The following is a 25,959-nucleotide window of genomic DNA, read 5'->3' on the forward strand; positions in this document are numbered from 1 at the left end:
GCCTGCTGTGGGTGTCAACGAACCGGCCTTCGCGCTGATCAGGGAAGGTCGGGGAAGGGGGTGTCGTCGCCCGCCGCGGCGGGGGCCGACATGCCGCCGAAGGTATCACGCAGGGCGGTTTCGCCCTCGATCACGCCCACCAGCCGGCGCACGCCCTCGCGGATCTGCTCGCAGGTGGGGTAGCAGAACGACAGCCGCATGTTGCGGCGGCCCTCCTGGGAGGCGTAGAAGCCGGTCCCGGGCACATAGGCGACCCGCTCGTTGACCGCGCGCGGCAGCATTGCCTTGGCGTCCAGCCCTTCGGGCAGGGTGAGCCAGACGAAGAAGCCGCCGTCGGGGCGGGTCCACTCGGTCCCGGCCGGCATGAGTGCGTCCAGCGCGCCGAGCATGGCGTCGCGGCGCTGCCGGTACATCTCGTTGAAGTCCTTGATCTGCTCGCGCCAGGCGTGGGTGGCGAGGTAGCGCCGGACCACCATCTGGTTGAAGGTGGAATGGCTGAGCATGGCCGACTCCGCGGCCAGCACCAGCTTGGCGCGCACCGCCGAGGGCGCCAGCGCCCAGCCGATGCGGAAACCCGGCGAAAGCGTCTTGGAGAAGGAGCCCAGGTAGATGACGCTGTCGGGCGCCTCGGCGCGCAGCGGCGCCACGGGATCGCCGTCGTAGCGCAGCAGGCCGTAGGGGTTGTCCTCCAGGATCAGCAGGCCGTGGCGGCGGCAGATCTCCAGCACCCGCCGGCGGCGCTCGGCCGAGAGGGTCACTCCGGCGGGGTTGTGGAAGTTGGGAATCGTGTAGAAGAACTTCGCCCGGCGGCCCTCGGCGGCCATGCGGGTCAGCGCCTCCTCCAGCGCCTCGGGCACCACCCCGTCGCCGTCGGTGTGGACGTGGCGGATGTCGGCCTGGAAGGCGGCGAAGGTGTTGATCGCGGTCACGTAGGTGGGCGCCTCGCACAGCACCACGTCGCCGGGGTCGACGAAGACCCGCGTGACCAGGTCCAGCGCCTGCTGGGAGCCGACGGTGACGATGACGTCGTCGGCGGCGGCCTCGATGCCCTCTTCGGCCATGACCTCGCAGATGTGCTCGCGCAGCACGGGGTCGCCCTGGGCGGAGCCGTACTGCAGGGCGGTGCTGCCCTGCTCGGCGACGACCTGCTGCACGATGCCGCCGATGTCGTCCATGGGCAGCGCGCCGACGTTGGGCATCCCGCCGGCCAGCGACACCACCTCGGGCCGGGAGGCGACGGCGAACAGGGCCCGGACCTCCGACGCCACCATGCCCTGGGCTCGTGCCGCGTAGCTGTCGACGTAGGGGTCGATGCGCGAGCCCTGGACCGAGGGCTGCCGGTGGGATTCTCGGGGATCCTGCACGATCCACCTCCGCTGGCTGGGACGGTGCCTGCTGTGAGCCTGTGGCCGTTGGGACGCCGGGGACGGGGCCGGGGTTCGCCCGATCCGCGGATCGAAACCGGGCCGCCCGGGTGCCGCGGCGCCGCAGGCCGATCGGTCCCGGCCAAGTCTATGCTGGCCGGCAGCCCAGACTGCGCCCGGCCTCGGAGTCAGTGTTCCCGCCCGCGGCCGGTCGCCCCACCGCGCTTTGCCGTCTCCTGAGGAGATCCTTGCCCGCCGCGAGGGCGGCGGGCATGCGGAACGGTGGCCCGGGCAGGCTCCCCCACCCGCCGCGGGCCACCGCCCCTGGGAGGTCCGCCCCGCGTGATCGGACCCGCTACCCCCCTCAAGGCACGGGCACGGGCGGACGTGGACTGCGCGGGCTCACCGCCCACTGGAGTCGACTCAACTGCATCACGCGCCACACCGGCAAGGGTTGCAACAGGTTGCAGACTGAACACGAAGCGTGATCGATCCGGCCACACGGAGCCGCTGCCGGGCGGCGGGCCCCGACCTGCGGCGTCGGCCCTGCGCGGGCTATCGCGGAAGCGTCCGGTCCTGGCGGGCACCGCCGACGGCCTCGGCCCTGGCCCGCCGGATTCCGGGCGCGGTCGACGCCGGCAGCAGGTCGGCCGGGTTCTCGGGCGTGTGCACCTCGACCCGCAGGCCCTCGTTGAGGCGGTAGGGGCGGCTATCCACGACTCCGCCCAGATGGCGCCGCAGGCGCGACATCTCGGCCCGCACGGTCACCAGCCGGTCGGCGTCGTCGAACAGGTCGGCGGCGAGCTGGGCGGCGCTGCACCCCTCGCGGCGGCGCGACAGCAGGAACAGCAGTTCGCAGTGGCGCAGCGTCAGCCGGTGCGTCCATCTGCCGCTGGGGCCGCACACGGTCAACTGCGGCGCCGCCGAGTCGGTGAGGTCCAGCACCAGCTCGGTGGGAGCGGGGGCCTCGCCCCCGCCGGGCCGGATCAGCCACCCGCCCGGCAGCGGCTCCACCCGGCACTCCCCCAGCCCCGACAGCCAGGCCCCGCCGCCCTCCAGGCCGCGGGGCAGCAGCAGGCGGCGCGGCGGATCCATGCCGGCAGCGGCGGCCGTCCACCCGTCGGCATCGACGACCAGGGCGTTCTCCCGCATGCCGGCCATCAGCGGCGCCGCCACCGCGCGCAGGCGGTCCAGGTGGGCGTGGTGGCGGCCGCGCAGCTGCGACTCGGCGTGCCGGGCGACGGCGTTGACCAGCGCCAGGGTGGCCGGGTGCACGGTGCGGGCGGGGCCCGTCAGGTTGACCGCTCCCAGCACCCGCCCGTTGCGGGGATCGTGCACCGGCGCGCTGGCGCAGGTGACCTGGTGCAGGCCGCGCACGTAGTGCTCGGCGGAGTAGACCTGCAGGGGGCGGTCCACGGTCAGGGAGGTGCCCAGGGCGTTGGTCCCGATGGTCTCCTCGCTCCACTGGGTGCCCTCGACCGCGCCCATGCTGTCGGCCAGGCGCCGCAGCCGCGCCGAACCGTCGCGCCAGAGCACGCGGCTGTGCTCGTCGGCGACGACCATGAAGTGGGAGGCGTCGTCGGCGACACCCATCAGCGACTCGCGGAGCATGGGCAGCAGATCGGCCAGCGGCGAGGCCGAGCGGTGGCGCTGGAGCTCGTCGTGGGGCAGCACCGGCACGGGCCTGCCGGCGTCGGGGTCGATGCGGCTGCTGCGCATCCGCTCCCAGGAATCGGCGATCACCGGCCGCAGCCGTGCCGGGGGGCGGTGCCCGGAGAGGACGGCCTCGTGCACGCGGCGCAGCAGGCGCGCGTACTCTCCCGGGTCGACGCCCGCGGGTACCGCCGCGTCCAAGGACGGCTGCGCCATCGCGCCCCCCGCTGACTCGGCTGCTCCGGATGGCTTCCCATCCTTTCCCGCCCCGCCGGGAGCGGCAACCGGAACGCATCGGAACAAAGCGCTGAGATCGCCGAGTGCCCGGTGGGCTTCCGAAACGGCGGGCCGGCGGCCGACCGGACGGGGATTCGGCGACCGGTCGCCGCACCGCGGCGCCGAATCGCCGATCGCGGGGGCGGCGAAGGCACCCCCGACCGGATCAGCGCCGCTCGTCGAGCGCGAGCAGGCTTACGAGGTCGTAGGCCACGTGGGCTGCCGCGGTCGCGGTGATCTGCGCGTGATCGTAAGCGGGGGCCACCTCCACGACGTCGGCGCCCACCAGGCGGCAGCCGGCCAGGCCGCGCAGGATCTCCAGCAGCTCCCTGCTGGTCAGCCCGCCCGCCTCGGGCGTACCCGTGCCCGGCGCGTGGGCGGGGTCGAGCACGTCGATGTCCACCGAGACATACAGCGGCCGGTCGCCGACGCGCTCCCGCAGGGCGGCGGCGACCTCGTCGACGCCCCGGCGCAGCACGTCGGCGGCGGTGACGATCCCGAAGCCGAAGCGCCGGTCGTCGGCGAGGTCGCGCTCGCCGTAGAGCGGGCCGCGGATACCCACGTGGCAGAGGGCGTCGCCGTCCAGCAGACCCTCCTCGGCGGCGCGGCGGAAGGGCGTGCCGTGGGTGTAGGGCTCGCCGAAGTAGGTGTCCCAGGTGTCCAGGTGGGCGTCGAAGTGCAGCAGCGCGATCGGGCCGTGGCGGCGGTGCAGCGCGCGCAGCAGCGGCAGGGCGATGGTGTGGTCGCCGCCGAGGACGACCAGGCGCGTGCCGGAGGCCGTCAGCGCCGCGGCGCCGGCGTCGATCGCCTCGACGGCGTCCTGCACGGAGTAGGGGTTGACCGCGATGTCGCCGCCGTCGACCACCTGGGCGGCGGCGAAGGGGGCGATGCCGGCGCCGGGGTTGTAGGGCCGCAGCAGCCGGCCGGCCTCGCGGATCGCGCTCGGGCCGAACCGGGCGCCGGGCCGGTAGGAGACCCCGGTGTCGAAGGGGACGCCGACGACGGCGATGTCGGCGCGCTCGACCTCGTCGAGCCGCGGCAGCCGGGCGAAGGTGGCCGGCCCGGCGAAGCGCGGGACGCGGCTGGAGTCCACGGGCCCGATCGGAGTGGTCATGGCGTCGCGCTCCCTCGCTGGTGTGCTCGCTCGGCCGCGGTGCGGCCCGGTGCCTCCGCCGCCGCGGGCGGAGCGCCCACCAGCATGCCGCAGCCGGGCGGCGGGGCGCTCGTCGGCCCCGCCGCCCGGCTGCGGCCGGCTCAGGCGCGCGTGGGGTAATCCGGCGGCTCGTCGCCCTCCTCGTCGCGGTCGTAGGCGGCCGGGTCGGTGGGCGAGGGCGTGTCCTCGGCGGCGATCTCCTCGTCGGGAGACGGGCCGGCGCCCTGGTCGGGCCGGCGGTCGGCCAGCGGGCGGCCGCCGCGGTCGCCGTCGCCGCCCTCGCCGCTGTGCCGGTCGCCGCCGGTGCGGGCTTCCTCGCCCTCGTCGGCGGCCGGCCGCCTGCGGTCCTCGGACATCTGCGCCCTCCCCGGGTGTGCGAAACCTCCAGGCCCGGCCCTTTGCTCAGCTGCGGGAGACGAACTCCTGCAGCTTGGTGCGCATCCCCTTGGTCATCAGGCTGAACTTGTCGGGGTCGCTGGTCAGGGCCTTGGCGGTGTCGGTGAGCTGGTCCTTCTCGACATAGGGCGGGATCGGCGGGATGTCGGGGTCGCAGTGCACGTCCAGCACGACCGGCCGGTCGGCCGAGAGCGCGCGGTCCCAGGCCCCCGCCACCGCGTCGGGCGTGTCCACCGTCTCACCGCCCAGTCCCATGGACTTGGCGATGTCGGCGTAGGAGATGGAGGGCAGGTCCTGGCTGTAGGGCGTCTTGGGCGAGCCGCCCATGGCCCGCAGCTCCCAGGTGACCTGGTTGAGGTCGTTGTTGTGCAGCACGCACACGATCAGCCGCGGATCGCTCCACTGCTCGGCGTAGCGGCGGATGGTGATCAGCTCGGCCAGGCCGTTCATCTGCATGGCCCCGTCGCCGACCAGGGCGATCGCCGGCCGGTCGGGGTGGGCGAACTTGGCGCCGATGGCGTAGGGCACGCCCGGGCCCATGGTCGCCAGGGTCCCCGACAGCGAACCGCGCATGCCGCTCTTGAAGCGCAGGTGGCGCGCGTACCAGTTGGCCGCCGAGCCCGAGTCGGAGGTGACCATCACGTTGTCGGGCAGCCGCGGCGAGAGCTCGTTGAAGATGAGCATCGGGTTGACCGGGTCGGCGGGCACGTGGGCCTGCTGGTCCATGGAGTCCCACCACTCGCGGACGCCCTTCTCGATGCCCTGGCGCCAGCGCTCGGCTCCGCGGTCGCCCTTGCGGTTGCGCACCTTGGTCACCAGCCGGCGCAGCGTCTCCGCTGCGTCGCCGACGAGGTTGACCTCGGTGGGGTAGCGCATCCCGATCATGTGCGGATCGATGTCGATCTGCACGGCCCGCTTGCCGAACGGCGGGTAGTACTGGGCGTAGGGGACGTTGGAGCCGACGATGACCAGGGTGTCGCAGTCGCGCATCATCTCCCAGGTCGGCCGGGTGCCCAGCAGCCCGATCGAGCCGGTCACGAAGGGGTGCTCGTCGTCGAGCACGTCCTTGCCCAGCAGCGCCTTGGCCACGCCGCCGCGGGTGGCCTCGGCGAGCTCGACGACCTCGTCGGCCGCACCGCGGGCGCCCTGCCCGATGAGGATCGCGGTCTTCTCGCCCTCGTTGATCACGTCGGCGGCCCGCTGCACCTCGTCCTCGGGCGGGATCACCTGCGAGCGGCTCAGCCCCGGCTTGCTGGAGGGCACGTGCTTGAACTCGTGCTCGGGCGGGCTGTACTCGGTCTCCTGCAGATCGGCGGGAACGATGACCGCGGTGGGGCAGCGCTCGGCGAGCGCGGTGCGGATCGCGCGGTCGATCAGGTTGGGGAACTGCTGCGGGACCATCGCGGTCTCGATGAACGGGGAAGCCACGTCCTTGTAGAGCGTGTGCATGTCGATTTCCTGCTGGATGCTTCCGCCGATCCCCGTGCGGTGGACCTGGCCGACGATCGCGAGCACGGGCACGTGGTCGAGCTTGGCGTCGTAGAGGCCGTTGAGCAGGTGCACGCCGCCCGGACCGCTCGTGGCCAGGCAGACGCCCAGGTTGCCGCTGAACTTGGCGTAGCCCACGGCTTCGAAGGCCGACATCTCCTCGTGGCGGCTCTGCACGAAGTGCGGGCCCTGCTCCTGGCCGAGTTCGGCGATGATTCCGTTGATGCCGTCACCGGGGTAGCCGAATATGCGGTCGACTCCCCAGCCGCGCAGACGCTGCAGCAGGTGGTTGGCGACAGTCTGACTCACGTCGGTCTCCCCTTCGTCGCGGCCCGTGCCATTGCCTCAGGCACGCCGCTGCCCCGGCACCCGCCCGGCAAACGTCGGTGCGGGCGGGCCCGGCGCCCGGCCGGGCCGGGCGTTTCGCCGCGGGCGAACACGCCGCGCCCGGCCCACCTGCGGGGCGCCGGGGGGTCAGGCCGGCGGGAGGTCGCCGGTGTTGTAGCGCTCCAGGCCCACCAGGGCCAGGTTGGTGACCCGGTCGATGAGGCTCTCGGGGCTCTCCTCGGGGTGCTCCAGCAGCCAGTCGGTGAGGGAGTCGGCGGCGCCGATGGCGATGCGGGCCAGGACCTCGGCGTCGCGCTCGTCGACGATGCGCTCGCCGCCGGGCAGCCGGGTGCCGGCGACCACCATCGCGGTGATCTCCTCGATGACGCGGCAGCGGGCGGCGCCGACCTCCTGGGCGAAGGGCTCGCCCTGGGTGCGCGCCTGCTGGTAGAGCACGGCCCAGCTGTCGCGGTTGTCGGCGACGAACCGGAAGAAGGCCCGCATTCCCGCCCACAGTCCCAGTTCCGGGGGCTCGTCGGCGTGGACGGCCGCGCGCACGGCCGCGACCAGCCTGTCGGCCTCGCGGTGGATGCAGGCGGTGAACAGCCGCTGCTTGGACCCGAGGTAGATGTAGACCATCGGCTTGGAGATGCCCGCCGCCTCGGCGATCTCCTCGACGCTGGCGGTGTGGTAGCCGGAGTGGGAGAAGACCCGCACCGCTGCGTCGATCATCTGCCGCTCGCGCACCTCGCGCGGCAGCCGCTGCTGTTTTCCGGCGTTGCTGACCACGCTCCGACCCTATCGGGACCGCCGCGCCCCGGCGGCGGCCACCGCCGGTCGCGATCCCCGCGCTCGCGGGCGGTCGGGGCGCGGCCGGGGCGCTGACCGGGGGCGGACCCGCCCCTCTGGTAAACCGACTGGTCGGTCTTATAGGGTCGCCGTACTTCGGAGTAACCGGGATCACACGAAGGGCCCTTCATGAGCACCACCGTCAACGCCGCCGTCTTCGCCGGGGTCGATGAGCCGCCGCGCATCGAGCGGGTCGCGCTGCGAGAACCGGGCCCCGGGCAGGTGCGGGTGCGGCTGTCGGCGGCGGGGGTGTGCCACTCCGACCTGTCCCTGGCCAAGGGGGTGCTGCCGCAGACGCTGCCGGCGGTGCTGGGCCACGAGGGGGCGGGCACCGTCGAGGCCGTCGGCCCCGGCGTCACGGGGCTGGAGGCTGGTGCACCGGTGGTGCTGAACTGGACGCCGCCCTGCCGCGCGTGCTGGTTCTGCGACAACGGCGAGCCCTACCTGTGCGAGCACGGCCTGGACGCCGCGCAGCTGCCCTACGGCGAGCTGTCCGACGGCACCGCGGTCTACCCGGGCCTGGGCACGGCGGCCTTCGCCGAGGCGACGGTGGTCCCGGCCAACGGGGTGGTGCCGCTGCCCGCGGGCATCGACCCGGGCGCGGCGGCGCTGCTGGGCTGCGCGGTCCTGACCGGCTGGGGCGCGGTGACCAACACCGCCGGCGTCCGCCCGGGCCAGTCGGCGGCGGTGATCGGGCTGGGCGGTGTGGGCCTGGCGGCGCTGCAGGCCGCCGCCCTGGCCGGTGCCGACCCCGTCATCGCGGTCGACGCCTCCCCGGCCAAGCGCGAGCTGGCCCTCGCCCTGGGCGCCACCCGCTTCCTGGCGGCCGACGAAGGGCTGGTCGGCGAGGTGCGCGCCGCCACCGGCGGGCGCGGTGTCGACCACGCCTTCGAAGTGGTGGGCACGAGCGCCACCATCCGCGCCGCCTGGGACCTCAGCCGGCGCGGCGGCACGGTCACGGTGGTGGGCGCCGGGGCCCTGGAGGACACGGTCGCCTTCAGTGCGCTGGAGATCTTCCACCAGGCCCGGACGCTGCGCGGATGCTTCTACGGCTCCTGCGACCCCGACCGCGACGTCCCCCGCGTCGCCGCGCACGTGCGCGAAGGCGGGCTGGACCTGGCGACCATGGTCACCGACGAGGTCGGCCTCGACGGGCTGCCCGCGGCGTTCCAGCGGATGCGGGAGGGCAGGGGGGGACGCACGCTGATCCGCTTCGACTGACCGCCGCCGGCGGCAGCGCGGCCGCCGCCCGCCCCGCACACGACCGCGCCGGGGCGGATCCGGATTCGTGGGGAGAGCACGTGAGTGTGGAGGACCAGTTGAGTGAACCCGAGATCGCCCGTCCGACACGCTCACTGGCGGCGGTCACCGCGCGGCTGCTGGTGAGCGGCGGTCCCTTCGAGATGGAGACCGCCACCGTCAACGGCGTCGCCGTCCGGGTGTGGAAGCACGCGCCCGCGCACATGCGCGCGATCGTCGAGTCGAGCCTGGAGCACGGCCAGACGCCCGCGCTGGTCTACGGCGAGGAGCGGCTGACCCACGCCCGGTTCTACGCGCTCACCGCCGCCCTGGCTCGCCGCCTCGCCGACGACTACGGCGTGGCCAAGGGCGACCGGGTGGCGATCGCGATGCGCAACTACCCCGAATGGGTCGTCGCCTTCTTCGCCGCCACGAGCATCGGCGCGATCGCCGTGCCGCTGAACTCCTGGTGGAGCGGGCCCGAGCTGGAGTTCGGACTCACCGACAGCGGGGCGAAGGTCCTGGTTGCCGACGGGGAGCGCATCGAGCGGCTGAGCGAGGCGCTGGGGCGGCTGGAGGTCTCGCTGATCGGGGTGCGCACCGAGGAGCTGCCCGAGGGCGCCCGCGACTGGGAGGCGGTGCTGGGCGCGGTCGATGCGGACGCCCGCCTGCCCGAGGCCGACCTGGCGCCCGACGAGCCGTGCACGCTGTTCTACACCTCCGGCACCACCGGGCGGCCCAAGGGCGCGATCGGTTCCCACCGCAACCTGGCCAGCAACATCGTCTCCGGCTCCTATTCGCGGTTCCGCTCGCTGATGCGGCTGGGTCTGGAGATGGAGGAGGTGCAGGCCTACATCGACGCGCTGGGGCCGGCGGTGGTGCTGTGCGTGCTGCCGCTGTTCCACGCCACCGGCGCCCAGACCGTCATGCTGCCCACCCTGGCCAACGGCGGCACGCTGGTGCTGATGTACAAGTGGGATCCCGATGAGGCGCTGCGCCTGGTGGAGCGCGAGCGGGTGACCGCCATCACCGCGGTGCCGGCGATGATCTCGCAGATGACGGCGTCGCCCCGGCTGGGCGAGTTCGACCTCGGCAGCCTGATGGTGCTGGGCTCCGGCGGCGCGCCCGCGGCGCCGGCTCTGGTCTCGCGCACCCGCAGGAGCATGCACGAGATGCTGCTGGGGCAGGGCTACGGGCTCACCGAGTGCTCGGCGACGGCCACGGTCAACGGCGGCAGCGACTACCTGCTGCGGCCCGAAAGCGCCGGGCTGCCGGTGGCCACCGTGGACGTCAAGGTGGTCGACCCCGAGGAGCGGGAGCTGCCGCCCGGAGAGGTCGGCGAGGTGTGGATCAAGGGGCCGGGCGTGGTGCACGGCTACTGGCGGCGCCCCGACGCCACGGCGGCCACGTTCACCGACGGGTGGCTGCGCACCGGCGACCTGGGGCGGTTGGACGAAGAAGGCTTCCTTTACATCGTAGATCGCGCTACCGACATGATCATCCGCGGCGGTGAGAACGTCTACTGCGCGGAGGTGGAGGCCGCCGTCCACGAGCACCCCGCCGTGGGCGAGGTGGCGGTGGTCGGCGTGCCCGACGAGGTCTACGGCGAGGAGGTCGGCGCCGTCGTGCGCCTCCTCCCGGGCCGCGAGCTCACCGAGGCCGAACTGGTCGACTTCCTCAAGCCGCGCATCGCCGGCTACAAGATCCCCTCTCATGTCCGGATCGTCACCGAGGACCTGCCGCGCAACGCCGCCGGAAAGCTGCTGAAGAAGCGGCTGAAGCGGGAGTACGGCTGGGCGGGTGCCGAAGGGTAGCGACGGACGGAGGGCCGGGCCCGCGCCGACCGGTTCCGGTGCCCGCCGGTTACCGGCGCGACGAGGGCAGCGGGGCGGGGGCGGCGACCAGCCACCCGCCCACCTCACCCGGTGGTCGCCGGCCCCGGCCCCGCGGTCCTGCATGCCGTCGAGCCGGCCCCGACCGGCGTCAGCCGTCCGGGGCCCCGGCGGCGCCGCCCTCCTCGCCGCCGTCCTCCTCGCTCCCGGTCCCGTCGTCGTCGCCGCGCTTGGGCGGGCGGCCGCGGCGGGGGATGCCCGTGGCGCCGCGGGGCATGCGGCCCGCGTCGGCCAGCGCGCGGCGCAGCAGGAACTCGATCTGGGCGTTGGTGCTGCGCAGCTCGTCGCCGGCCCAGCGGGCGAGGGCGTCGTGCACGGCCGGGTCGAGCCGGAGCAGGATCTTCTTGCGCTCTGCCACGGTGAATTCAGGCGCTACTGGTAGAGGCTGCCGGCGTTGACCACCGGGCTCGCGGGGCGGTCCGAGCACAGCACCACGAGCAGGTTGCTGACCATGGTGGCCTTGCGCTCCTCGTCGAGCTCGACGACGTCGCGGTCGTCGGCGCCGCCGCCGTCGGACTGGCCGGGGCCTTCCGGCCCTGGGGAGTGCTCATCCTGGTCGGCGGGGTGCTGGGCGTGGCCGTGCCGGCGACGCTGTGGGCGGCCGCGGCGCTGCCGTGGCTGCCCGCGTGGGCGGCGGCCTTCACCGGCGCCGACGCGGCGCCGGCAGGGGCGCTGGCGGCGGGGGCCGCGGGCGTGCTGCTGCTGGCGCCCTGGACGGTCTCGGACTACCGCGGGCTCGGCCACGCGCTGACCCGCAGCGGAGCACCGGTGCCGTGACGGTGGCCCTGCGGCGCGAGGGGATCATCGGCTGGCGGATCTCGCGCTCGCGGTTCCAGCGGCGCTTCGGGCCGGCGACGGTCGCCGCCACGACCGCGGCGGGCCGCGGCCGCTACGCCGCGGTCGACGTCGAACTGGGCACCGGACCGCGGTTCGCCGACGAGGCGGTGCCGCCCCTGCTGGCCCAGTTCCTCGCCGAGCCTTCGGGGGAGCAGCAGGCGGGCGGCGCGGCCGGTTCCGGCCGCGGCCTCAGCCCCGGGCGGCCGAGCGGGCGCTGAAGGGGATCTGGGCCGCCGAGAGCACGGTGAAGCCGCCCACCAGGCCCAGCACCTCCAGCGTCCGGACGACGGCGGCGGAGGGCCCTCCCAGTACCATCCGCACGCCGCGGGCGGCGAGGCGGCGGCGCACCGCCATCAGCGCGCGGACTCCGCTCGCGTCGAAGAAGTCGACCTCGGAGAGGTCGGCGATCAGCACCGCGCAGCCGGGCTCGCCGGCCGCTGCGAGCATCCGGTCGCGCATGTCGTCGGCCGTGGCGATGTCGATCTCGCCCTGAATCGCGACGACCGCGGACTCGCCGGCATCGAACCGCGCGTCGCCTGCTCCGGTCTGTCCGGGCACACCGTTCCGCCTCTCATTCGCCTGATCCCTCCCCCCGACCGTGATCGTATCGGGTGCCGAGGGGGTTCGGTGGCCCGCGCGCCGCCGGATCCGCCGGGCGGCGGCGGTCGCGCAGCTCCTCCGAGGCGGGGCGGGCAACCGTGAGGAGGGGCGCCCGCCGCCCCCGGCCGCCGAGCCGGGCGCGGCGGCCGGGGAACGGTGCCTCAGCGCACGCGCTCGGCCAGGAACTCCTCCCAGGTGCGCTTTCCCGTGGTCGTCCCCGCGCCCAGGGCGAGGTTCTCGCCGGCCCGGTAGGCGCGCCCGGCCTTGCCCGGCAGCCGGACGGGCATCAGCGGCCGCCGGGTGCCCCGCGCGCTCAGGTATCCGCGGACCAGCTCGTCCATGCCGTAGACGCGTGGACCCGCCAGGTCGGGCACCCGCCCGGCGGGCTCGGCCTGCGCCAGTTCCACCAGCCGCTCGCCCACCTCGCGTGCGTCGACCGGCTGGAAGCGCAGCCCGCCCGGTACCGGGACCACCGGCAGCGCGGCCATCTTCCGCACCGCCGCGAGGGTCAGGTCGTGGAACTGGGCGGCGCGCAGGATCGTCCACGGCAGGCCGGAACCGGCCACGGCCTGCTCCGCACCCTCCTGGGAGCGGAACCAGGCCAGCGGCACCCGGTCGGCGCCGATCACCGAGATGTGCACCACGTGCCCGACGCCGGCCCGGCCGGCGGCCCGCATCAGGTTGCGCGTGGCCTCCTCGTCGCCCTTGGGCCCGCCCGCCAGGTGCAGGACGGTCGCGGCCCCCTGCACGGCCTGCTCGATGCCGGTGTCGGCGACCAGGTCGCCGGCCGCGTACTCCACGCCGTCGGCGCCGCCGCGGCCGCCGGGGTGGCGGGTGAGCACCCGCACCGGGGCGCCGGAGGCGCGCAGCAGCGGGACGACGATGGAGCCGAGCGTGCCCGTTCCGCCCGTGACCAGGATGGGAGACGTCATTTTCGCGTTCCTTTCTCGCCGCGGCCGCCGGCGCGGGGCGGTGCGCTCGTGCGCCGCCTCGTCACACCGACCGCCTCTGAGGGGTCTGCTTGAATGACACTCCGCACGGAAGGAACGTGACAGGATGCCCGACAACACCTGGCTGATGGAGCGCTTCGAGCAGGACCGCTCCCGGCTGAAAGCGGTGGCCTACCGGATGCTCGGCTCCCACAGCGAGGCCGACGACGCCGTACAGGAGGCGTGGCTGCGCCTGGACCGCGCCGGGGCCGACGGCGTGGAGAACCCGACGGGGTGGCTGACCACGGTGGTGGCCCGGGTGTGCCTGAACATGCTGCGCTCCCGCAAGACCCGCCGGGAGGACCCGCTGGAGGAGCGCGCAGAGGGCGCGCCCGATGCCCAGGGCCGCCGCGGCGAGGGGATGGACCCCGAGCAGGAGGCGCTGCTGTCGGACTCCGTCGGCCTGGCGCTGCTGGTCGTGCTGGACACCCTCACCCCCGCCGAGCGGCTGGCCTTCGTCCTGCACGACATGTTCGCCGTACCCTTCGACGAGATCGGGCCGATGATCGACCGCTCCCCCGTCGCCGCACGCCAACTCGCCAGCCGCGCCCGCCGCCGGGTCAAGGAGGGCACTCGTGCACCCGAGACCGACCGGGTGCGCCAGCGCCGCGTCGTCGAGGCGTTCCTGGCCGCATCTCGCGAAGGGGACTTCGAGGCCCTGGTCGCGGTGCTCGACCCCGATGTGGTCTTCCGCGCGGACGCCGAGACGGTGCCGACCGGCACCCCGGTCATGCTGCGCGGCGCCCGCAACGTGGCCAAGGGGGCCTCGGTCGCCTCCCAGCGGGCACGCGGCGCCGAGCCGGGGCTGATCGACGGCTCCGTCGGCCTGGTGACCACGGCCGCGGGACGGGTGACCCTGGTCCTCACCTTCACCGTCGCCGACGACAGGATCACCGAGATCGAGGCGATCGCGGAGCCGGAGCGGCTGCGCACGCTCGACGTCGCCCTCCTCGGCGCCTGAGGGCGGGGCCTTCCGGGGCCGCGGGCGAAGCCGCCGGGAGCCGTCCCGCAAACCGCCGCGGCGGCCGGGCGCGAGGGGCCGGGCGCCCCGCGGCCCGGCCGCACGCGCGTGACGGCCCGTCCGCGGCGCCCGACTGTCCGCACGGCCTGCACCCGCCGGCCTGACGCGCCTCGCTCGGCACCCGAGCACCGTCCCGCGGCGTTGACATCGGATGCCGGGCTCCTTAAATTGACGTGGCAAGCGCTTTCCAAGACCGGGACCGAGCCCGTCCGCCCCTCCCACCCCGCCGGCGCGCCCCTCGGCCCCTCCCGACCGCCCCAATGCCCCCGACACGACCGGAAACGGCAACGACGCATCGCGAAGGCAGGCCGCATGAGTGAAACCCCCGTTCCGGTCGTGCTCGCCGGCGCCCACGGGCACGGGCGCTCGCATCTGCGCAACGTGCACGCCCTCGCCGAGGAGGGGCTGGTCCGACTGGTCGGGGTGTGCGACCGGGTGCCCCTGCCCGACGCGGAGGCCGGCGACGGGGTCGAGCAGGGCGACGACCTCGGCGAGCTGCTGAAGCGCACCGGGGCCGCCGCCACGATCCTGTGCACGCCGATCCACACCCACCTCCCCCTCGCGCGCACCGCCCTGGACGCGGGCTCCCATCTGCTGCTGGAGAAGCCGCCGACCGCCACCGCCGCCGAGTTCACCGCCCTGCGGGAGGCCGTGGCGTCATCGGGGCTGGCCTGCCAGATCGGTTTCCAGAGCCTGGGCTCGGAGGCCGTCGGCGCGGTGCGCTCGCTGATCGCCGACGGCGCCATCGGCGAGGTCCGCGGCGTCGGGGGCGCGGGGACCTGGGTGCGCACCTCTGACTACTACGCGCGGGCCGAATGGGCCGGCCGGCGCACCCTGGGCGGCGTGCACGTCGTGGACGGCGCGCTGACCAATCCGTTCGCCCACGCCGTGGCCACCGCGCTGGCGCTGGTCGGCGCGCAGCGCGAGGTCTCCGGCGAGATCGCACTGGAGCTCTTCCGCGCCCACGGGATCGAAAGCGACGACACCTCGTGCGTGCGGGTGCACACTCCGGCCGGCACGCCGGTCAGCGTCGCGGTGACCCTCTGCGCCGCCACGTCCCGCCCTCCCCGGCTGGTCGTGCACGGCGACGCCGGCCGCATCACGCTCTTCTACACGCTCGACGAGGTCCGCCTGGAGCGTCCCGGCAGCGCGCCGGAGACCAGCGTCCATCCGCGCACCGACCTGCTGCGCAACCTGATCGGCCACCTGCGCGGCGAGGCTCCGCTGCTCGTGCCGCCCGAGGACACCGCCGGCTTCATGGCGGTGCTGGACGCGGTGCGCCGCGCGCCCGATCCGCTGCCGATCCCCGCCGGCATGCAGCGCGTCACGCGCGAGGACGACGGCGTGCACCGGGTGGTGGAGGGCGTCGACGACCTGGTCGCGCTGAGCGCCGAACGGGTCGCGCTGTTCTCCGAACTGGCCGCGCCCTGGGCGGCGCCCGGCCCGGCCGCGCCACGCCCGGCGGCGGCCGGCGATCCCGGCGGCGGTTGAGGGCGGTGCCGCCGCGGGCGGCGGATCCGGGCCGGAGCGCGGATCCGGCGAGGCGACGCAGGAACCGAGGTGTCCAACCGCGGAAGGGGACGGTGCAGTGCCATGGCCGGCATCCACGACGAGGCCGAGGCGGCGGGCGGCGGGCAGCCGCGGGGAGCGCGGCTGCGCTGCCGGGGCGCGGTCGTCGCCGAGTGGAACAGCGGCGCCGGCGTCGAGCCGCGGCTGTCGCCCCGCCCCTATCTGCATCCGGTGCGCACGCTGGCGGGCACGGTGGTCACCGAGGTCCGCCCCGAGGACCACCTGCACCACTTGGGCGCCGGGGTGGCCGTCCCCGACGTCAACGGGAGCAGTTTCTGGGGCGGTACGACGTTCGTCCGCGATCGCGGGCCGGTCCTGCTGGACAACCACGGCCGCCAGGAGCACCGCGGGTGGGAGGCGGTCGAGGACGGCCGGCTCGCGGAGCGGCTGGCCTGGCTGGGACGCGACGGCGCCGAGCTGCTGAGCGAGGTCCGCGAGACGGCCGCCTGGGAGCTGGGGGCGGAGGCCTGGGCGCTGGACCTGCGCACGCGGCTGCTGGCAGGCCCGCACGCCCTGGAGGTCAACAGCCCCGCCACCAAGGGCCGCCCCGGTGCGGGCTACGGCGGCTTCTTCTGGCGCGCGCCCAAGCACGTTGAGCCGCCGCGGGTGGTCGGCCCCGGCGCCGAGGGCGAGGACGCGCTGCACGGCTCGCGCGTCCCCTGGCTCGCGCTGCAGGGCACCGCCGACTCCGGCGCGCGGTGGAGCCTGGTGTTCGCCGCCGCGGGCGCGCTGGCCGACCCCTGGTTCGTGCGCGCCGCGGAGTACCCGGGCGTGGGCGGCGCGCTGGCATGGCGGCGCCCGCTGCACATCCCGGCGCGGACAGCGGTCGAGCGCCGCGTCGTCACCCTGGTCGCCGACGGCCACCCCTCCGCCGGCGATCTGGACGAGCTGGTGCAGACCGCCCGCATCCGCCTGGGCGCGCCCGCACCGGAGACCTACTCCGCCGCGGAGGGGTAGGCCGTGTCGGGCAGGGGCCACCGCGCCCCGCTCCCCCGCCGGTCCGGCATTGACGGCACCGCTGCGACGTGCGAAGCTGGATGGTAAGCGCTTTCCATGCTGTGGAACCGCGCGCTGCCGCCGCACCCGCCCCCGCGCGGCGGTTCCCCGACACCGCCTGGAACACCTAGAACAGGGACCGCCATGCGCATCCTCGTCACCGGTGGCTCGGGCCGGCTGGGCCGCAGCGTCGTCGCGACACTGGCGGCCCGCGGCCACGAGGTCTCCTCCGCCGACCTCGCGCCGGCCGGCCCCGCGGCCGGCGTCCGCTCCCACGCCCTGGACCTGCTCGACGAGCAGGCGCGCGACGACCTGTTCGCCGCCGAGCACCCCGACGCCGTGGTGCACCTCGCCGGCATCGCGGTGCCCTTCGCCCGGCCCGACACCGAGATCCTGGACATCAACACCCGCCTGGCCTGGGGCGTCCTGGCCGCGGCCGCCCGCCACGGCGCGCGTTCGGCCGTCGCCGCCTCCAGCCCGACGGTCTTCGGCTACGGGGCGCCCGCCTGGCGCCCCCGCTACCTGCCGCTGGACGAGCGGCACCCCACCGCGCCGCGCCACTCCTACGGGTTGAGCAAGGTGATCATCGAGGAGACCGCGCGCACACTGGCCCGCGCCGAAGCCTCCGGGTGCACGCTGACCTGCGTACGCCCCGGCTATGTCATCGCGCCCGAGGAGTGGGCGGGCGCGCCCACCCAGCAGGGCCACACCGTCGCCGAGCGGCTGCGCGAGCCGGAGCTGTCGGCGGTCGCCCTGTTCAACTACATCGACGCCCGCGACGCCGCCGAGCTGTTCGCCCTCCTGGCCGAGCGCCCCGAGGCGGTCCGCAGCGGCGACGTCTACCACGCGGTCGCCGAGGACGCCCTCGCCCTGGCGCCGCTCGCGGAGCTGCTGCCCCGCTACCACCCCGGCACGGCCGAGGCCGCGGCGGCGCTCACCGGAACGCGCGCGGCGTTCAGCTCGGCGGCCGCGTCCGAGCGGCTAGGCTGGCGCCCCCGGCGGACCTGGCGCGGCCAACTGCCGGAAAAGGTCTCCGGCGACGGCTGAGCACGCTCCCCCGCCGCCCGCCCGGGAGGGAGCCGCGGGCCGGCGCGCGGCCGCGTCTGCGCAGCGTGTCGGGGCTCACCGGGCCGCGGCGCGGTTCCGGCTGGTGGCAGCCTGCGCGCCGACTTAAGATCAATACGCGGAAAGAGTTTTCCAGGACGGCGCGAAAGGTATGGCCGTGGGCAACGGATACGTGACATTGGAACAGGTCGCTCGGCACGCCGGCGTCTCCCTGGCCACCGCCTCGCGCGTCCTCAACGGCAGCACGCGCCAGGTCGGGCGCGCGCTGCACGAGCGGGTCACCGCCAGCGCGCACGAGCTGGGCTACCTGGCCAACGCCTCGGCGCAGACGCTGGCCCGCAACACCAGCTCGCTGGTGGGGCTGATCGTGCACGACATCGCCGACCCCTACTTCTCCTCCATCGCCTCCGGCGTCACCCGCACCGCCGAGGACGAAGGGCTGGTCGTGGTGCTGGGTACCACCGGCCGCACACCGCAGCGCGAGCTGGAGCTGCTGGCCACACTGCGCTCGCACCGGGCGCGCGCGGTCGTCCTGGCGGGCAGCCGCACCGTCGAGGAGGAGACCACCCGGCGGCTGGCCGACGAGATCGCCGCCTTCAACGCGCGCGGCGGGCGCATCGCCTGCGTCTCCCAGGAGGGCCTGCCCGCCGACACGGTCGTGCCCAGCAACCGCGAGGGCGCCGCCGAGCTCGCGCGGCACCTGATCGGGCTGGGCCACCGCCGCTTCGCGCTGCTGGCCGGACCGACGAACCTGCGCACCGCGCGCGACCGCCTGGACGGCTTCCACGCGGCCCTCTCCGGCGCCGGCATCGAACTGGACCCGCGCAACGTGGTGCACGGCGCCTTCACCCGCGACGGCGGTTACGAGTCCACCCGCCGCCTCCTGGCCGCCGAGACCGACGCCACCTGCCTGTTCGCCGTCAACGACGTCATGGCCACCGGCGCGGTCGCCGCACTGCGCGACGCGGGCCTGCAGGTCCCCCGCGACCTGTCGGTGGCCGGCTTCGACGACATCCCCACGCTGCGCGACCTCACCCCCGGCCTGACGACCGTGCGCCTGCCCCTGGAGTGGATGGGCGAGGAGGCCGCCCGCCTCGCCCTCGACGACGAGGAGACCGAACCGCGCACGGTCCCCGTCTCGGGCGAGGTGGTCGTCCGCGCGAGCACGGCCCCGCCGAGCGGGGCGTAACCGGCACGGCCCCAGCGGAGGCGTTTCGCGCCGCCTACGTGTTCTGTGCCGGCTTGCCGCCGAGCGCACGGTGCAGCCTTCGCACCGGAGCTCGACCACCGCGTACCTCCGCGCTTTTCCGGCACGGTCTACATCCTGTTTGAGAAGCCGTCACCACAGCGGTTGCGGCAATGGGGCTGGGGTGCGCGTAGCGCTGTGGGCCGGCTTGCCGCCGAGCGCACGGTGCACCTTCGCGCCGGAGGCCCGCCACCGATGGTGCGGCTCCACCTGGAAAGGACTGCGTGCGCTCGGCGGCAAGCAAGCATGTGACGCCTAGCGTCTTGGCTGGGGTGGTGGCGGGCTGAGGCTGACGGGCGGGCCGCGCTATGCGAGACGCACCCATTGCCGCAACCTCGATGGTGGCCGCCCCAGGTTGTACTCGGTGGGTTCCTGGAAAGCGGCGCCGTCGCCGTTCTTAAACACGGCTTAGCCGGGAACCGCCTCGGCCGGGGCGAAGTCGAGTCCGTGGCCGGCTTCCGTCTCGGCTCGGGCCCATCCGGCGTCGATCCGCACGCCGCTGGGTGCCGAGAGCGCGCCCAGCGACTCCAGCGAGCCCCGGTCGATGTCCTCGACCATCTCCGCCCGCGGCACGCACAGCGCCAGCTGGGTGGACAGCTCGGGCAGCAGGTGGGGGGCCACGGGGACGCTGCGCGCGTCGGCCAGGGCGGCCACCCGCAGGAACGGGGTGATGCCGCCGATGCGCACCGCGTTGGGCTGGGCGATGTGGCACACCCCCGCCTCCAGCGCGGCGGCGAACTCCCGGACCGTGCGCAGGTTCTCGCCGATCGCGATGGGCACCGGGGTCGCGCGGCGCAGCTCGGCGTGGGCCGCGAGGTCGTCGGCCGGCAGCGGCTCCTCGATCCAGTAGGGGTCGAAGCGCTCCAGCCGGCGCATCGCCCGAACCGCCGCGGGCAGGTCCCAGCGCTGGTTGGCGTCGATCATCAGCCGGCCCCGGGGCCCCAGCAGCTCGCGCACCCGGGCCACGCGCTCCACGTCGCGCTCCGGATCGGCCGAGCCGACCTTCATCTTGACGGCGGTGTGGCCCGCCGCGAGGAAGCCCCGCACCTGCTCCAGCAGCTCGTCCAGGGCGTAGTCGAGGTTGACTCCGCTGCCGTAGGCGGGCACCCGGTCGCGGCGCCGCCCGAGGGCGTCCACCAGGCTCACCCCTGCTGAGCGCGCCCGCAGGTCCCACAGGGCGATGTCCACCGCGCCCATCGCCATCGCCGCCAGTCCGCCGCTCCCGGCCTCGCCGAGGTGGCGGGCGAGGTCGGCCCAGCGCGCCTGGGGCACCGGCTCGCGGCCCACGAGCGCCGCCGGGCAGTCCTCGGCGACCAGGGCCCGCACGGCCCCGGCGCCCACGCGCGGCGTCCAGGCGAACCCGGTCCCCGCGGCGCCGCCCTCGGTTTCCACCCGCACCACGACGAGGTGGTTGTGGGTGACCCCGCCGTCCCAGGAGCGGTGCAGCGCCAGCGCGCGGGTCTGCGCGGTCAGGCCGCTGATGGCGTCGGCCGCCCTCACCCCGCCTCGACCTCCTTGACCGCGGCCAGCCCGGCCTCCAGGATCGCCGCCAGTTCGGCCGTCTCCGCCTCGGTGGGGTCGGTGAAGGGCGGCCGCACCGTGCCGACCGCGGCGCCGCGCAGCCGCGCCCCCGCCTTGATCAGCGAGACGGCATAGCCCGGAGCACGGTCGCGCAGGGCCACCAGCGGCCGGTAGAAGACCTCCAGCAGCCGCTCGGCCAGCGGGTCGCCGGCGTGGAAGGCGCGGTAGAAGGCGGTGGCGACCTCGGGGGCGAACGCGAACGCCGCCGAGGAGTACAGCGGCACCCCGATCGCGGCGTAGGCCGGCACGGTGACCTCGGCGGTGGGCAGTCCGTTGAAGAAGGTGAAACCGTCCCCGCGCCGCTTGGCGACCTCGGCGACGATGCGCGCCATCCGGTCCAGATCGCCCACGCCGTCCTTGATGCCCACCACGCCCGGCAGCACGGCGATCTCGGCCGCGGTGGCGGGGGTCAGCACCATGGTGGAGCGCTGGTAGACGATCGCGGGGATGTCCACGGCCGTTGTGACGGCGCGGACGTAGTCCACCAGCCCCCGCTGGGGACCGGAGACCAGGTAGGGCGGGAGCAGCAGGATGCCGTCGGCGCCCTGCTCGCGGGCCGCGGCCGCCTGCTCGACGGCCGTGCCGACGCTGCCGCCCGCACCGGCGATCACCGGCACGGCTCCCCCGCTCGCCTGCACCGCGGTGCGCACCGCCTGAGCGTGCTCGGCGGCCGAGAGCGCGTGGATCTCGCCGGTGCCGCAGGCGGCGAAGACGCCGCCGGGGCGGTGCCGCAGCCCCGAGGAGACGTGCTGCTCCAGGGCCGCGGCGTCCAGCCTGCCGTCGCCGTCGAAGGGGGTGAGGGGGAAGAACAGGATGCCGTCGAACTCCATGGGCCCTCCGTTGGTGGTCGCCCGGCCCGGGCGGACCGGGCGCGGTCGGTCGGGTGCCGGCCCGCGGGGAGTGTGGCCTGCGCGGGCGGGCTCAGGGCCGGTTTCGCCCGCCCGCGCAGGGTTCGTGGGGCCGCTCAGGCGAGGTGGTGCACGTGGCGGCGGGTGACGGTGGCCAGGACCGCGTCGGGGTCGGCCGCCCATACGTCGGCGTTGAAGATCTCCACTTCGATGTCGCCGGTGTAGCCGGCGGCGTCGACGGCCCGGTGCAGGGCGGGGATGTCGGCGTGGCCGTCGCCGACCATGCCGCGGCCCAGCAGCGGGTCGGCGGGCAGCGGCAGCACCCAGTCGCAGACCTGGAAGGAGGCGATGCGCTCGCCGGCCCGGGCGATCTCCTGGTAGACGCGGGGGTCCCACCAGACGTGGTAGGTGTCGACGACGACGCCCACCTGGCCGACCGGGAAGAGCTCGGCGATGTCGAGCGCCTGGCCCAGGGTGGACAGCACGGCCCGGTCGGCGCAGAACATGGGGTGCAGCGCCTCCAGCGCCAGGCACACGCCGCGCTCGGCCGCATAGGGCGCGAGCTCGGCGACGGCCTCGGCCATGCGCGCCCGGGCGCCGACGAGGTCGCGGTCGCCCTCGGGCAGCCCGCCGACGACCATCACCAGGCAGGGCGCGCCCAGTTCGGCGGCCTCGTCGATCGCCCGCCGGTTCTCCTCCAGCGCGGCGGTGCGGTCGTAGCCGGTGAGGAAGCCGCCCCGGCAGTAGGAGGACACCCGCAGCCCGGCCTCGCGCACGAGCCGGGCGGAGCGGGCGATGCCGGTCTCGGCGGCGGGCTCGCGCCACAGGCCGATGGCGCCGATGCCGGCGCGCAGGCATCCCTGGACGGCCTCGGGCAGGCTCCAGTTGTCGACGGTCTTCTGGTTGAGCGAGAGCCGGGCCAGCCGCGGGTCGCCGGGCTCCGGGGCGGCCCCCGCGGGCGCCCCGGAGGGGACGTCGAACGCCGCGGGCGCGGCCGGGCCGCCGTGTCCTCCGCCGACCGCCATCACCGCACCCCCGAGATCTCCAGCAGCCCGCGCATCCGGGCGAGCGCCAGTCCGGGATCGGTGAGTACCCCGGCGGCGTCGGCCAGGCGCAGCGCCTGCGACAGGTGGACCAGGTCGCGGGCGCTCTGCAGGCCGCCGACCATGCAAAAGCCGGGCTGGTGGCCGTTGAGCCAGCTCAGGAACGCGATCCCGGTCTTGTAGTAGAAGGTGGGGGCGGCGAAGATGTGGCGGGCCAGGGGCACCGTGGGCTCCAGCGCCGCCCGGTAGCCCGCGGTGTCGCCCGCGTCCAGCGCGCGCAGCGCCGCGGCGGCGGCCGGGGCGATCGCGGCGAAGATCCCCAGCAGGGCGTCGGAGTGGCCGTCGGCGTCGCCCTCGATGAGCTCGGGGTAGTTGAAGTCGTCGCCGGTGTAGAGGCGCACGCCCTCGGGCAGGCGCCGGCGCAGGCGCACCTCCAGCTCCGCGTCCAGCAGCGACACCTTGATCCCGTCGATGCGCGGGGCGTGGTCGGCGATGATCGCGGCCACGGTGTCGATCGCCTCGGCCGGGTCGTCGTGGCCCCAGTAGCCGGCCAGCGCCGGGTCGAAGGCGGTGCCCAGCCAGTGCAGGATGACGGGGGCGCGCACCTGCTCCAGCAGGCGGCCGTAGACCTTGGCGTAGTCGCCCGGCCCGCGGGCGCAGGCGGCCAGGTGGCGGCTGGCCATCAGCACAGGGGTGGCGCCGGCGCCCTCGACGGTCTCCAGTTGCTCGGTATAGGCGGCGGCGACCTCCTCCAGCGTGGTTCCGGCGCCGGGTTCGAGGTGGTCGGTGCCCGCTCCGCAGGCCAGCAGGGCGCCGCGGGAGGCGGCCTCGGCCGCGCTGCGGCGGATCAGCTCGGCGGTGGCGGGCCAGTCCAGGCCCATGCCGCGCTGGGCGGTGTCCATGGCGTCGGCCACGCCCAGGCCCAAGTCCCACAGGCGGTGCCGGAACGCGAGCGTGGCGTCCCAGTCCAGGCGGGCGGGGGCGCCGATGGAGTTGCCGGAAAGCGGGTCGGCCACGACGTGGGCGGCGGCGTAGGCGGTGCGCGATCGGGGCGGGGCCGCATCGGCGGGGGCCGGGGCGGCCGCGGCGCCGCGGGGGGTGAACTCGTGGAGGCGCCCGTCGGTGCCGGGCAGCATCAGCGGCGGGCCGCTCACGGCAGTTCCACCTCCTCCAGTTCGACGCGGCGGCCGGAGGCGGCCGACTGCAGCCCGGCCTCGGCCAGTTGGAGCCCGCGTGCGCCCGAGAGCAGGTCATAGGGGAAGCGGGTGCCGGCGCAGACGTGGGAGATGAACTGCTCCCACTGGGCGCGGAAGCCGTTGTCGAAGTCGGCGTTGTCGGGGACGGTCTCCCACTGGTCGCGGTAGCCGCCGCGGTCGGCCGGGGCGTCGGGGTCCCACACGGCGCGGGGGGTGGCCACGCGGTGCTGGATGCGGCAGTTGCGCAGCCCCGCGACGGCGCTGCCCTCGGTGCCGTCGACCTGGAACTCCACCAGCTCGTCGCGGTCGACCCGCACGCACCAGGAGGAGTTGATCTGGGCCGTGATGCCCCCCTCCAGCTCGAAGACGGCGTAGGCGGCGTCCTCGGCGGTGGCCGCATACGGGCTGCCGTCCTCGGCCCAGCGCCGCGCGACGTGGGTGGCGGTGGTGGCGGTGACGGCCCGGACGGGGGCGAAGAGCTGCTCCAGGACGTAGTGCCAGTGCGGGAACATGTCCAGCACGATGCCGCCGCCGTCCTCGGCGCGGTAGTTCCAGCTGGGGCGCTGGGGCTCCTGCCATCCGCCTTCGAAGACCCAGTAGCCGAACTCGCCGCGGATCGACAGCACCCGGCCGAAGAAGCCGCTGTCCAGCAGCCGGCGCAGCTTGAGCAGGCCGGGCAAAAACAGCTTGTCCTGCACGACGCCGTTGCACACGCCGGCGTCGCGGGCGAGCTTGGCCAGCTCCAGCGCGCCGCTGAGGGCGGCGGCGGTGGGCTTCTCGGTGTAGACGTGCTTGCCCGCCCCGATGGCCGCGCGCAGCGCCTCCTCGCGTGCGCTCGTGATCTGGGCGTCGAAGTAGACCTCGATCCCGGGGTCGGAGAGCACGGTGTCGAGGTCGGTGCTCCACCGCTCGATCCCGTGCTCCTCGGCGATGCGGCGGAGCTTGTCGGGGGATCTGCCGACGAGGACGGGCTCGGGCACGACCCGCGAACCGTCGGGGAGCTCGACTCCGCCGGCCTTCCGGATCGCCAGCACCGAGCGCGTCAAATGCTGCCGATAGCCCATGCGGCCGGTGACGCCGTTCATGGCGACGGCCAGCACCCGATCTTGCATGCGTCGTCCTATCACTCGATTGAGAAAGCGCTTTCCAAGGTACTTTAACCTGCTTTCGGACGCCAGAGCTGCGTTCACACCGTTTGTCGGACGCCCGGCGGCCGGACCTGCGCGGCCGCTGGAGAGAGCCGCCCCTGCCGCGCCACCGCACGGCTCCGTGACCTGCCCGACACTATGGGAAGGCGCTTACCCGCGCATCTCGCACGCGCGGGAGCCCGCGGAGCCGGTGGGCGCCGCGGGCTCCCCAACGGGCACAGCGTCGAAGGTCAGCGGCCCGCGGCCCGGCACAGGTCGGTCTCGATGTGGGTGCACAGCCAGGCGTGCTGGGCGTAGGCCACCCGCAGCGCGAACGCACGGCAGCGCGTATCGCAGTCCACGACCGCGCTGACCTCGGCGACGTCGGGTTCGGGCGTGTGCACCACGGCCCGCCGCAGGCGGGGGCGGCGGGCGCAGGCGTAGCCGCCCGCCCGGCGCAGCAGCAGTTCGTAGGCGCGCCGCGCCAGCAGCGGCCGCACCTGCTGGGCGGGGCGCTCCCCGGCCAGCACCTCGGCGAGGATCTGGGCGAAGCGGGAGAGCTGCTCGGGGCTGCGGCGGTGGGGGTAGGCGATCGAGCGCGGGCGCGCGGCGCCGCGCGCGGTCCGCGGCCGGGCGGCCGGCGCGTGCGCGGCGCGGCGGTCCGGGACCCGGGATCGGGCGGCGGAGTGGGCGAGGGAGATGTCCAGCTGGTGACCGGCCAAGGATGCGTCCCTTCCGAGGAGAGAACGGCCTTCGCCCGCGGGCGGGCCCGCCCGCGGACCTGGGGCGGACGGGGGCTGTCCGCCGCCCACTCAGAGCGGCCGCGGGGCGCCGGATGCCACCTGGAATACCGGGTTTCTGCACAAGAATCCTCCACTCCCCTGTTCGCCCAGGTCAGCGAGGCCCATAACCGAAAGCACGGCGGGTGCCGTCACTGCGGTGCCACCGGCACCGCTCCCGGCGCCGACCGCGGCTCAGGCGACACCCGCCTGCGACCGCACGGACAGCGGGCAGGCGAACGCCGAGGCGGCGAGGGCGGGCGGTCGGGGCGCATCATCCACCCACGCGCCCGAACCGAGATCCCGAACGCCCGATTTTCCCCCGTCCCGATTAAGAAGCCGGTCACCACAGCGGCCGCGGCAATGGGGCTGTGATGCGCGTAGCGCGCCGCGCCACGCGGGACGCACCCATCGCCGCAACCCCG

The 25,959-nt window shown here is 75.0% G+C and carries 24 protein-coding genes and 1 pseudogene; 9 read left to right on the forward strand and 16 right to left on the reverse strand.

All coding sequences use genetic code 11. The annotated features are described in order from the left end of the window. Nucleotides 1-38 precede the first annotated feature (38 nt). The 6 genes from FZ103_RS23735 to FZ103_RS23760 form a co-directional block, all read right to left on the reverse strand. Nucleotides 39-1,367: a PLP-dependent aminotransferase family protein gene (locus tag FZ103_RS23735; RefSeq protein ID WP_394350139.1), complete on the reverse strand. Its 1,329-nt coding sequence runs from the start codon at nt 1,365-1,367 to the stop codon at nt 39-41. A gap of 552 nt (nt 1,368-1,919) precedes the next feature. Beyond that, on the reverse strand, nt 1,920-3,233 hold the full coding sequence (locus FZ103_RS23740) for a GAF domain-containing protein (protein WP_156004416.1): 1,314 nt from the start codon (nt 3,231-3,233) through the stop codon (nt 1,920-1,922). Between the two features lie 226 nt (nt 3,234-3,459). Next, the gene (gene speB / locus FZ103_RS23745; protein ID WP_156004418.1) at nt 3,460-4,407 is read right to left on the reverse strand and encodes an agmatinase; all 948 of its coding nucleotides are present in this window, start codon (nt 4,405-4,407) and stop codon (nt 3,460-3,462) included. 140 nt (nt 4,408-4,547) lie between these two features. Next, on the reverse strand, nt 4,548-4,802 hold the full coding sequence (locus FZ103_RS23750) for a hypothetical protein (protein ID WP_156004420.1): 255 nt from the start codon (nt 4,800-4,802) through the stop codon (nt 4,548-4,550). Between the two features lie 46 nt (nt 4,803-4,848). Further along, nucleotides 4,849-6,639, reverse strand: a complete 1,791-nt coding sequence (locus FZ103_RS23755; RefSeq protein ID WP_186356784.1) for a thiamine pyrophosphate-requiring protein — start codon at nt 6,637-6,639, stop codon at nt 4,849-4,851. Nucleotides 6,640-6,804: 165 nt separating this feature from the next. Next, nucleotides 6,805-7,389 carry a TetR/AcrR family transcriptional regulator gene (locus tag FZ103_RS23760; RefSeq protein ID WP_156004645.1) on the reverse strand — a complete coding sequence of 195 codons (585 nt, stop codon included), beginning with the start codon at nt 7,387-7,389 and terminating at the stop codon, nt 6,805-6,807. Between the two features lie 246 nt (nt 7,390-7,635). Here FZ103_RS23760 and FZ103_RS23765 point away from each other — a divergent pair, with 246 nt between their 5' ends. Next, a complete protein-coding gene (locus FZ103_RS23765; protein ID WP_156004422.1) occupies nt 7,636-8,727 on the forward strand; it encodes a zinc-binding dehydrogenase in 1,092 nt (363 codons plus the stop codon). A gap of 98 nt (nt 8,728-8,825) precedes the next feature. Continuing rightward, nucleotides 8,826-10,559 carry an AMP-binding protein gene (locus FZ103_RS23770; RefSeq protein WP_156004646.1) on the forward strand — a complete coding sequence of 578 codons (1,734 nt, stop codon included), beginning with the start codon at nt 8,826-8,828 and terminating at the stop codon, nt 10,557-10,559. A 169-nt stretch (nt 10,560-10,728) separates the two neighbouring features. On the opposite strand, the gene FZ103_RS23775 is transcribed toward FZ103_RS23770, so the two are convergent. Together FZ103_RS23775 and FZ103_RS25785 are read right to left on the reverse strand one after the other, a co-directional pair. After that, nucleotides 10,729-10,995, reverse strand: a complete 267-nt coding sequence (locus FZ103_RS23775) for a hypothetical protein (RefSeq protein ID WP_186356785.1) — start codon at nt 10,993-10,995, stop codon at nt 10,729-10,731. Between the two features lie 14 nt (nt 10,996-11,009). Next, a pseudogene (locus FZ103_RS25785) lies at nt 11,010-11,132 on the reverse strand (SPFH domain-containing protein); the annotation flags it as partial. A gap of 48 nt (nt 11,133-11,180) precedes the next feature. Between FZ103_RS25785 and FZ103_RS25025 the strand changes: the two are divergent. Then, nucleotides 11,181-11,414 carry a hypothetical protein gene (locus tag FZ103_RS25025; protein WP_186356786.1) on the forward strand — a complete coding sequence of 78 codons (234 nt, stop codon included), beginning with the start codon at nt 11,181-11,183 and terminating at the stop codon, nt 11,412-11,414. Beyond that, nucleotides 11,411-11,692, forward strand: coding sequence for a hypothetical protein (locus tag FZ103_RS23785; protein ID WP_156004424.1), 282 nt, complete (start codon nt 11,411-11,413; stop codon nt 11,690-11,692). Before FZ103_RS25025 ends, FZ103_RS23785 begins: the two co-directional genes overlap by 4 nt. Here FZ103_RS23785 and FZ103_RS23790 read toward each other — a convergent pair. After that, nucleotides 11,664-12,032 (reverse strand): STAS domain-containing protein, encoded by a 369-nt coding sequence (locus FZ103_RS23790; RefSeq protein ID WP_186356787.1) that lies wholly within the window; start codon nt 12,030-12,032, stop codon nt 11,664-11,666. The two genes, FZ103_RS23785 and FZ103_RS23790, sit on opposite strands and share 29 nt — an antisense overlap. Before the next feature lie 203 nt (nt 12,033-12,235). Then, nucleotides 12,236-13,006 (reverse strand): SDR family oxidoreductase, encoded by a 771-nt coding sequence (locus FZ103_RS23795; protein ID WP_156004429.1) that lies wholly within the window; start codon nt 13,004-13,006, stop codon nt 12,236-12,238. A 124-nt stretch (nt 13,007-13,130) separates the two neighbouring features. Here FZ103_RS23795 and FZ103_RS23800 point away from each other — a divergent pair, with 124 nt between their 5' ends. The 5 genes from FZ103_RS23800 (at nt 13,131) to FZ103_RS23820 (ending at nt 18,903) form a co-directional block, all read left to right on the forward strand. After that, nucleotides 13,131-14,024, forward strand: a complete 894-nt coding sequence (locus FZ103_RS23800) for a sigma-70 family RNA polymerase sigma factor (RefSeq protein ID WP_156004431.1) — start codon at nt 13,131-13,133, stop codon at nt 14,022-14,024. Between the two features lie 372 nt (nt 14,025-14,396). Next, entirely contained in the window at nt 14,397-15,575 is a 1,179-nt protein-coding gene (locus FZ103_RS23805) for a Gfo/Idh/MocA family protein (RefSeq protein WP_156004433.1), read from the forward strand. Nucleotides 15,576-15,677: 102 nt separating this feature from the next. Next, nucleotides 15,678-16,610 carry a PmoA family protein gene (locus FZ103_RS23810; protein ID WP_156004435.1) on the forward strand — a complete coding sequence of 311 codons (933 nt, stop codon included), beginning with the start codon at nt 15,678-15,680 and terminating at the stop codon, nt 16,608-16,610. Nucleotides 16,611-16,793: 183 nt separating this feature from the next. Then, nucleotides 16,794-17,696 (forward strand): NAD(P)-dependent oxidoreductase, encoded by a 903-nt coding sequence (locus tag FZ103_RS23815; RefSeq protein ID WP_156004437.1) that lies wholly within the window; start codon nt 16,794-16,796, stop codon nt 17,694-17,696. Nucleotides 17,697-17,871: 175 nt separating this feature from the next. Beyond that, nucleotides 17,872-18,903: a LacI family DNA-binding transcriptional regulator gene (locus FZ103_RS23820; protein WP_186356788.1), complete on the forward strand. Its 1,032-nt coding sequence runs from the start codon at nt 17,872-17,874 to the stop codon at nt 18,901-18,903. A 465-nt stretch (nt 18,904-19,368) separates the two neighbouring features. Here the strand turns inward: FZ103_RS23820 and FZ103_RS23825 are convergent, their stop codons facing one another. The 6 genes from FZ103_RS23825 to FZ103_RS23850 all read right to left on the reverse strand — a co-directional run bounded on the left by FZ103_RS23825 (nt 19,369) and on the right by FZ103_RS23850 (nt 25,477). Further along, nucleotides 19,369-20,460 carry a mandelate racemase/muconate lactonizing enzyme family protein gene (locus FZ103_RS23825; RefSeq protein WP_343233681.1) on the reverse strand — a complete coding sequence of 364 codons (1,092 nt, stop codon included), beginning with the start codon at nt 20,458-20,460 and terminating at the stop codon, nt 19,369-19,371. Then, entirely contained in the window at nt 20,457-21,371 is a 915-nt protein-coding gene (locus FZ103_RS23830) for a 5-dehydro-4-deoxyglucarate dehydratase (RefSeq protein ID WP_156004441.1), read from the reverse strand. The genes FZ103_RS23825 and FZ103_RS23830 overlap by 4 nt, the downstream gene beginning before the upstream one ends. A gap of 134 nt (nt 21,372-21,505) precedes the next feature. Then, complete coding sequence (locus tag FZ103_RS23835; protein WP_156004443.1) at nt 21,506-22,414, reverse strand: sugar phosphate isomerase/epimerase; 909 nt, start codon at nt 22,412-22,414, stop codon at nt 21,506-21,508. Continuing rightward, entirely contained in the window at nt 22,414-23,568 is a 1,155-nt protein-coding gene (locus FZ103_RS23840; protein WP_156004649.1) for a dihydrodipicolinate synthase family protein, read from the reverse strand. Before FZ103_RS23840 ends, FZ103_RS23835 begins: the two co-directional genes overlap by 1 nt. Nucleotides 23,569-23,582: 14 nt before the next feature. After that, a complete protein-coding gene (locus FZ103_RS23845; protein ID WP_156004445.1) occupies nt 23,583-24,740 on the reverse strand; it encodes a Gfo/Idh/MocA family protein in 1,158 nt (385 codons plus the stop codon). A gap of 266 nt (nt 24,741-25,006) precedes the next feature. Next, nucleotides 25,007-25,477 (reverse strand): Rv3235 family protein, encoded by a 471-nt coding sequence (locus tag FZ103_RS23850; protein WP_255430288.1) that lies wholly within the window; start codon nt 25,475-25,477, stop codon nt 25,007-25,009. Between the last annotated feature and the right edge of the window lie 482 nt (nt 25,478-25,959).

This window comes from Streptomonospora sp. PA3, assembly GCF_009728995.1.
Classification (GTDB): domain Bacteria; phylum Actinomycetota; class Actinomycetes; order Streptosporangiales; family Streptosporangiaceae; genus Streptomonospora.

What these genes read in the sequence shown, in the direction of transcription:
- FZ103_RS23840 (WP_156004649.1), bottom strand. Translation starts at nt 23,568, where the DNA reads ATGCTGCCCGGCACCGACGGGCGCCTCCACGAGTTCACCCCCCGCGGC.
- FZ103_RS23835 (WP_156004443.1), bottom strand. Translation starts at nt 22,414, where the DNA reads ATGGCGGTCGGCGGAGGACACGGCGGCCCGGCCGCGCCCGCGGCGTTC.
- FZ103_RS23760 (WP_156004645.1), bottom strand. Translation starts at nt 7,389, where the DNA reads ATGATCGACGCAGCGGTGCGGGTCTTCTCCCACTCCGGCTACCACACC.
- FZ103_RS23810 (WP_156004435.1), top strand. Translation starts at nt 15,678, where the DNA reads ATGGCCGGCATCCACGACGAGGCCGAGGCGGCGGGCGGCGGGCAGCCG.
- FZ103_RS23830 (WP_156004441.1), bottom strand. Translation starts at nt 21,371, where the DNA reads ATGGAGTTCGACGGCATCCTGTTCTTCCCCCTCACCCCCTTCGACGGC.
- FZ103_RS23740 (WP_156004416.1), bottom strand. Translation starts at nt 3,233, where the DNA reads ATGGCGCAGCCGTCCTTGGACGCGGCGGTACCCGCGGGCGTCGACCCG.
- FZ103_RS23805 (WP_156004433.1), top strand. Translation starts at nt 14,397, where the DNA reads ATGAGTGAAACCCCCGTTCCGGTCGTGCTCGCCGGCGCCCACGGGCAC.
- speB (WP_156004418.1), bottom strand. Translation starts at nt 4,407, where the DNA reads ATGACCACTCCGATCGGGCCCGTGGACTCCAGCCGCGTCCCGCGCTTC.
- FZ103_RS23800 (WP_156004431.1), top strand. Translation starts at nt 13,131, where the DNA reads ATGCCCGACAACACCTGGCTGATGGAGCGCTTCGAGCAGGACCGCTCC.
- FZ103_RS23845 (WP_156004445.1), bottom strand. Translation starts at nt 24,740, where the DNA reads ATGCAAGATCGGGTGCTGGCCGTCGCCATGAACGGCGTCACCGGCCGC.
- FZ103_RS23795 (WP_156004429.1), bottom strand. Translation starts at nt 13,006, where the DNA reads ATGACGTCTCCCATCCTGGTCACGGGCGGAACGGGCACGCTCGGCTCC.
- FZ103_RS23815 (WP_156004437.1), top strand. Translation starts at nt 16,794, where the DNA reads ATGCGCATCCTCGTCACCGGTGGCTCGGGCCGGCTGGGCCGCAGCGTC.
- FZ103_RS23750 (WP_156004420.1), bottom strand. Translation starts at nt 4,802, where the DNA reads ATGTCCGAGGACCGCAGGCGGCCGGCCGCCGACGAGGGCGAGGAAGCC.
- FZ103_RS23765 (WP_156004422.1), top strand. Translation starts at nt 7,636, where the DNA reads ATGAGCACCACCGTCAACGCCGCCGTCTTCGCCGGGGTCGATGAGCCG.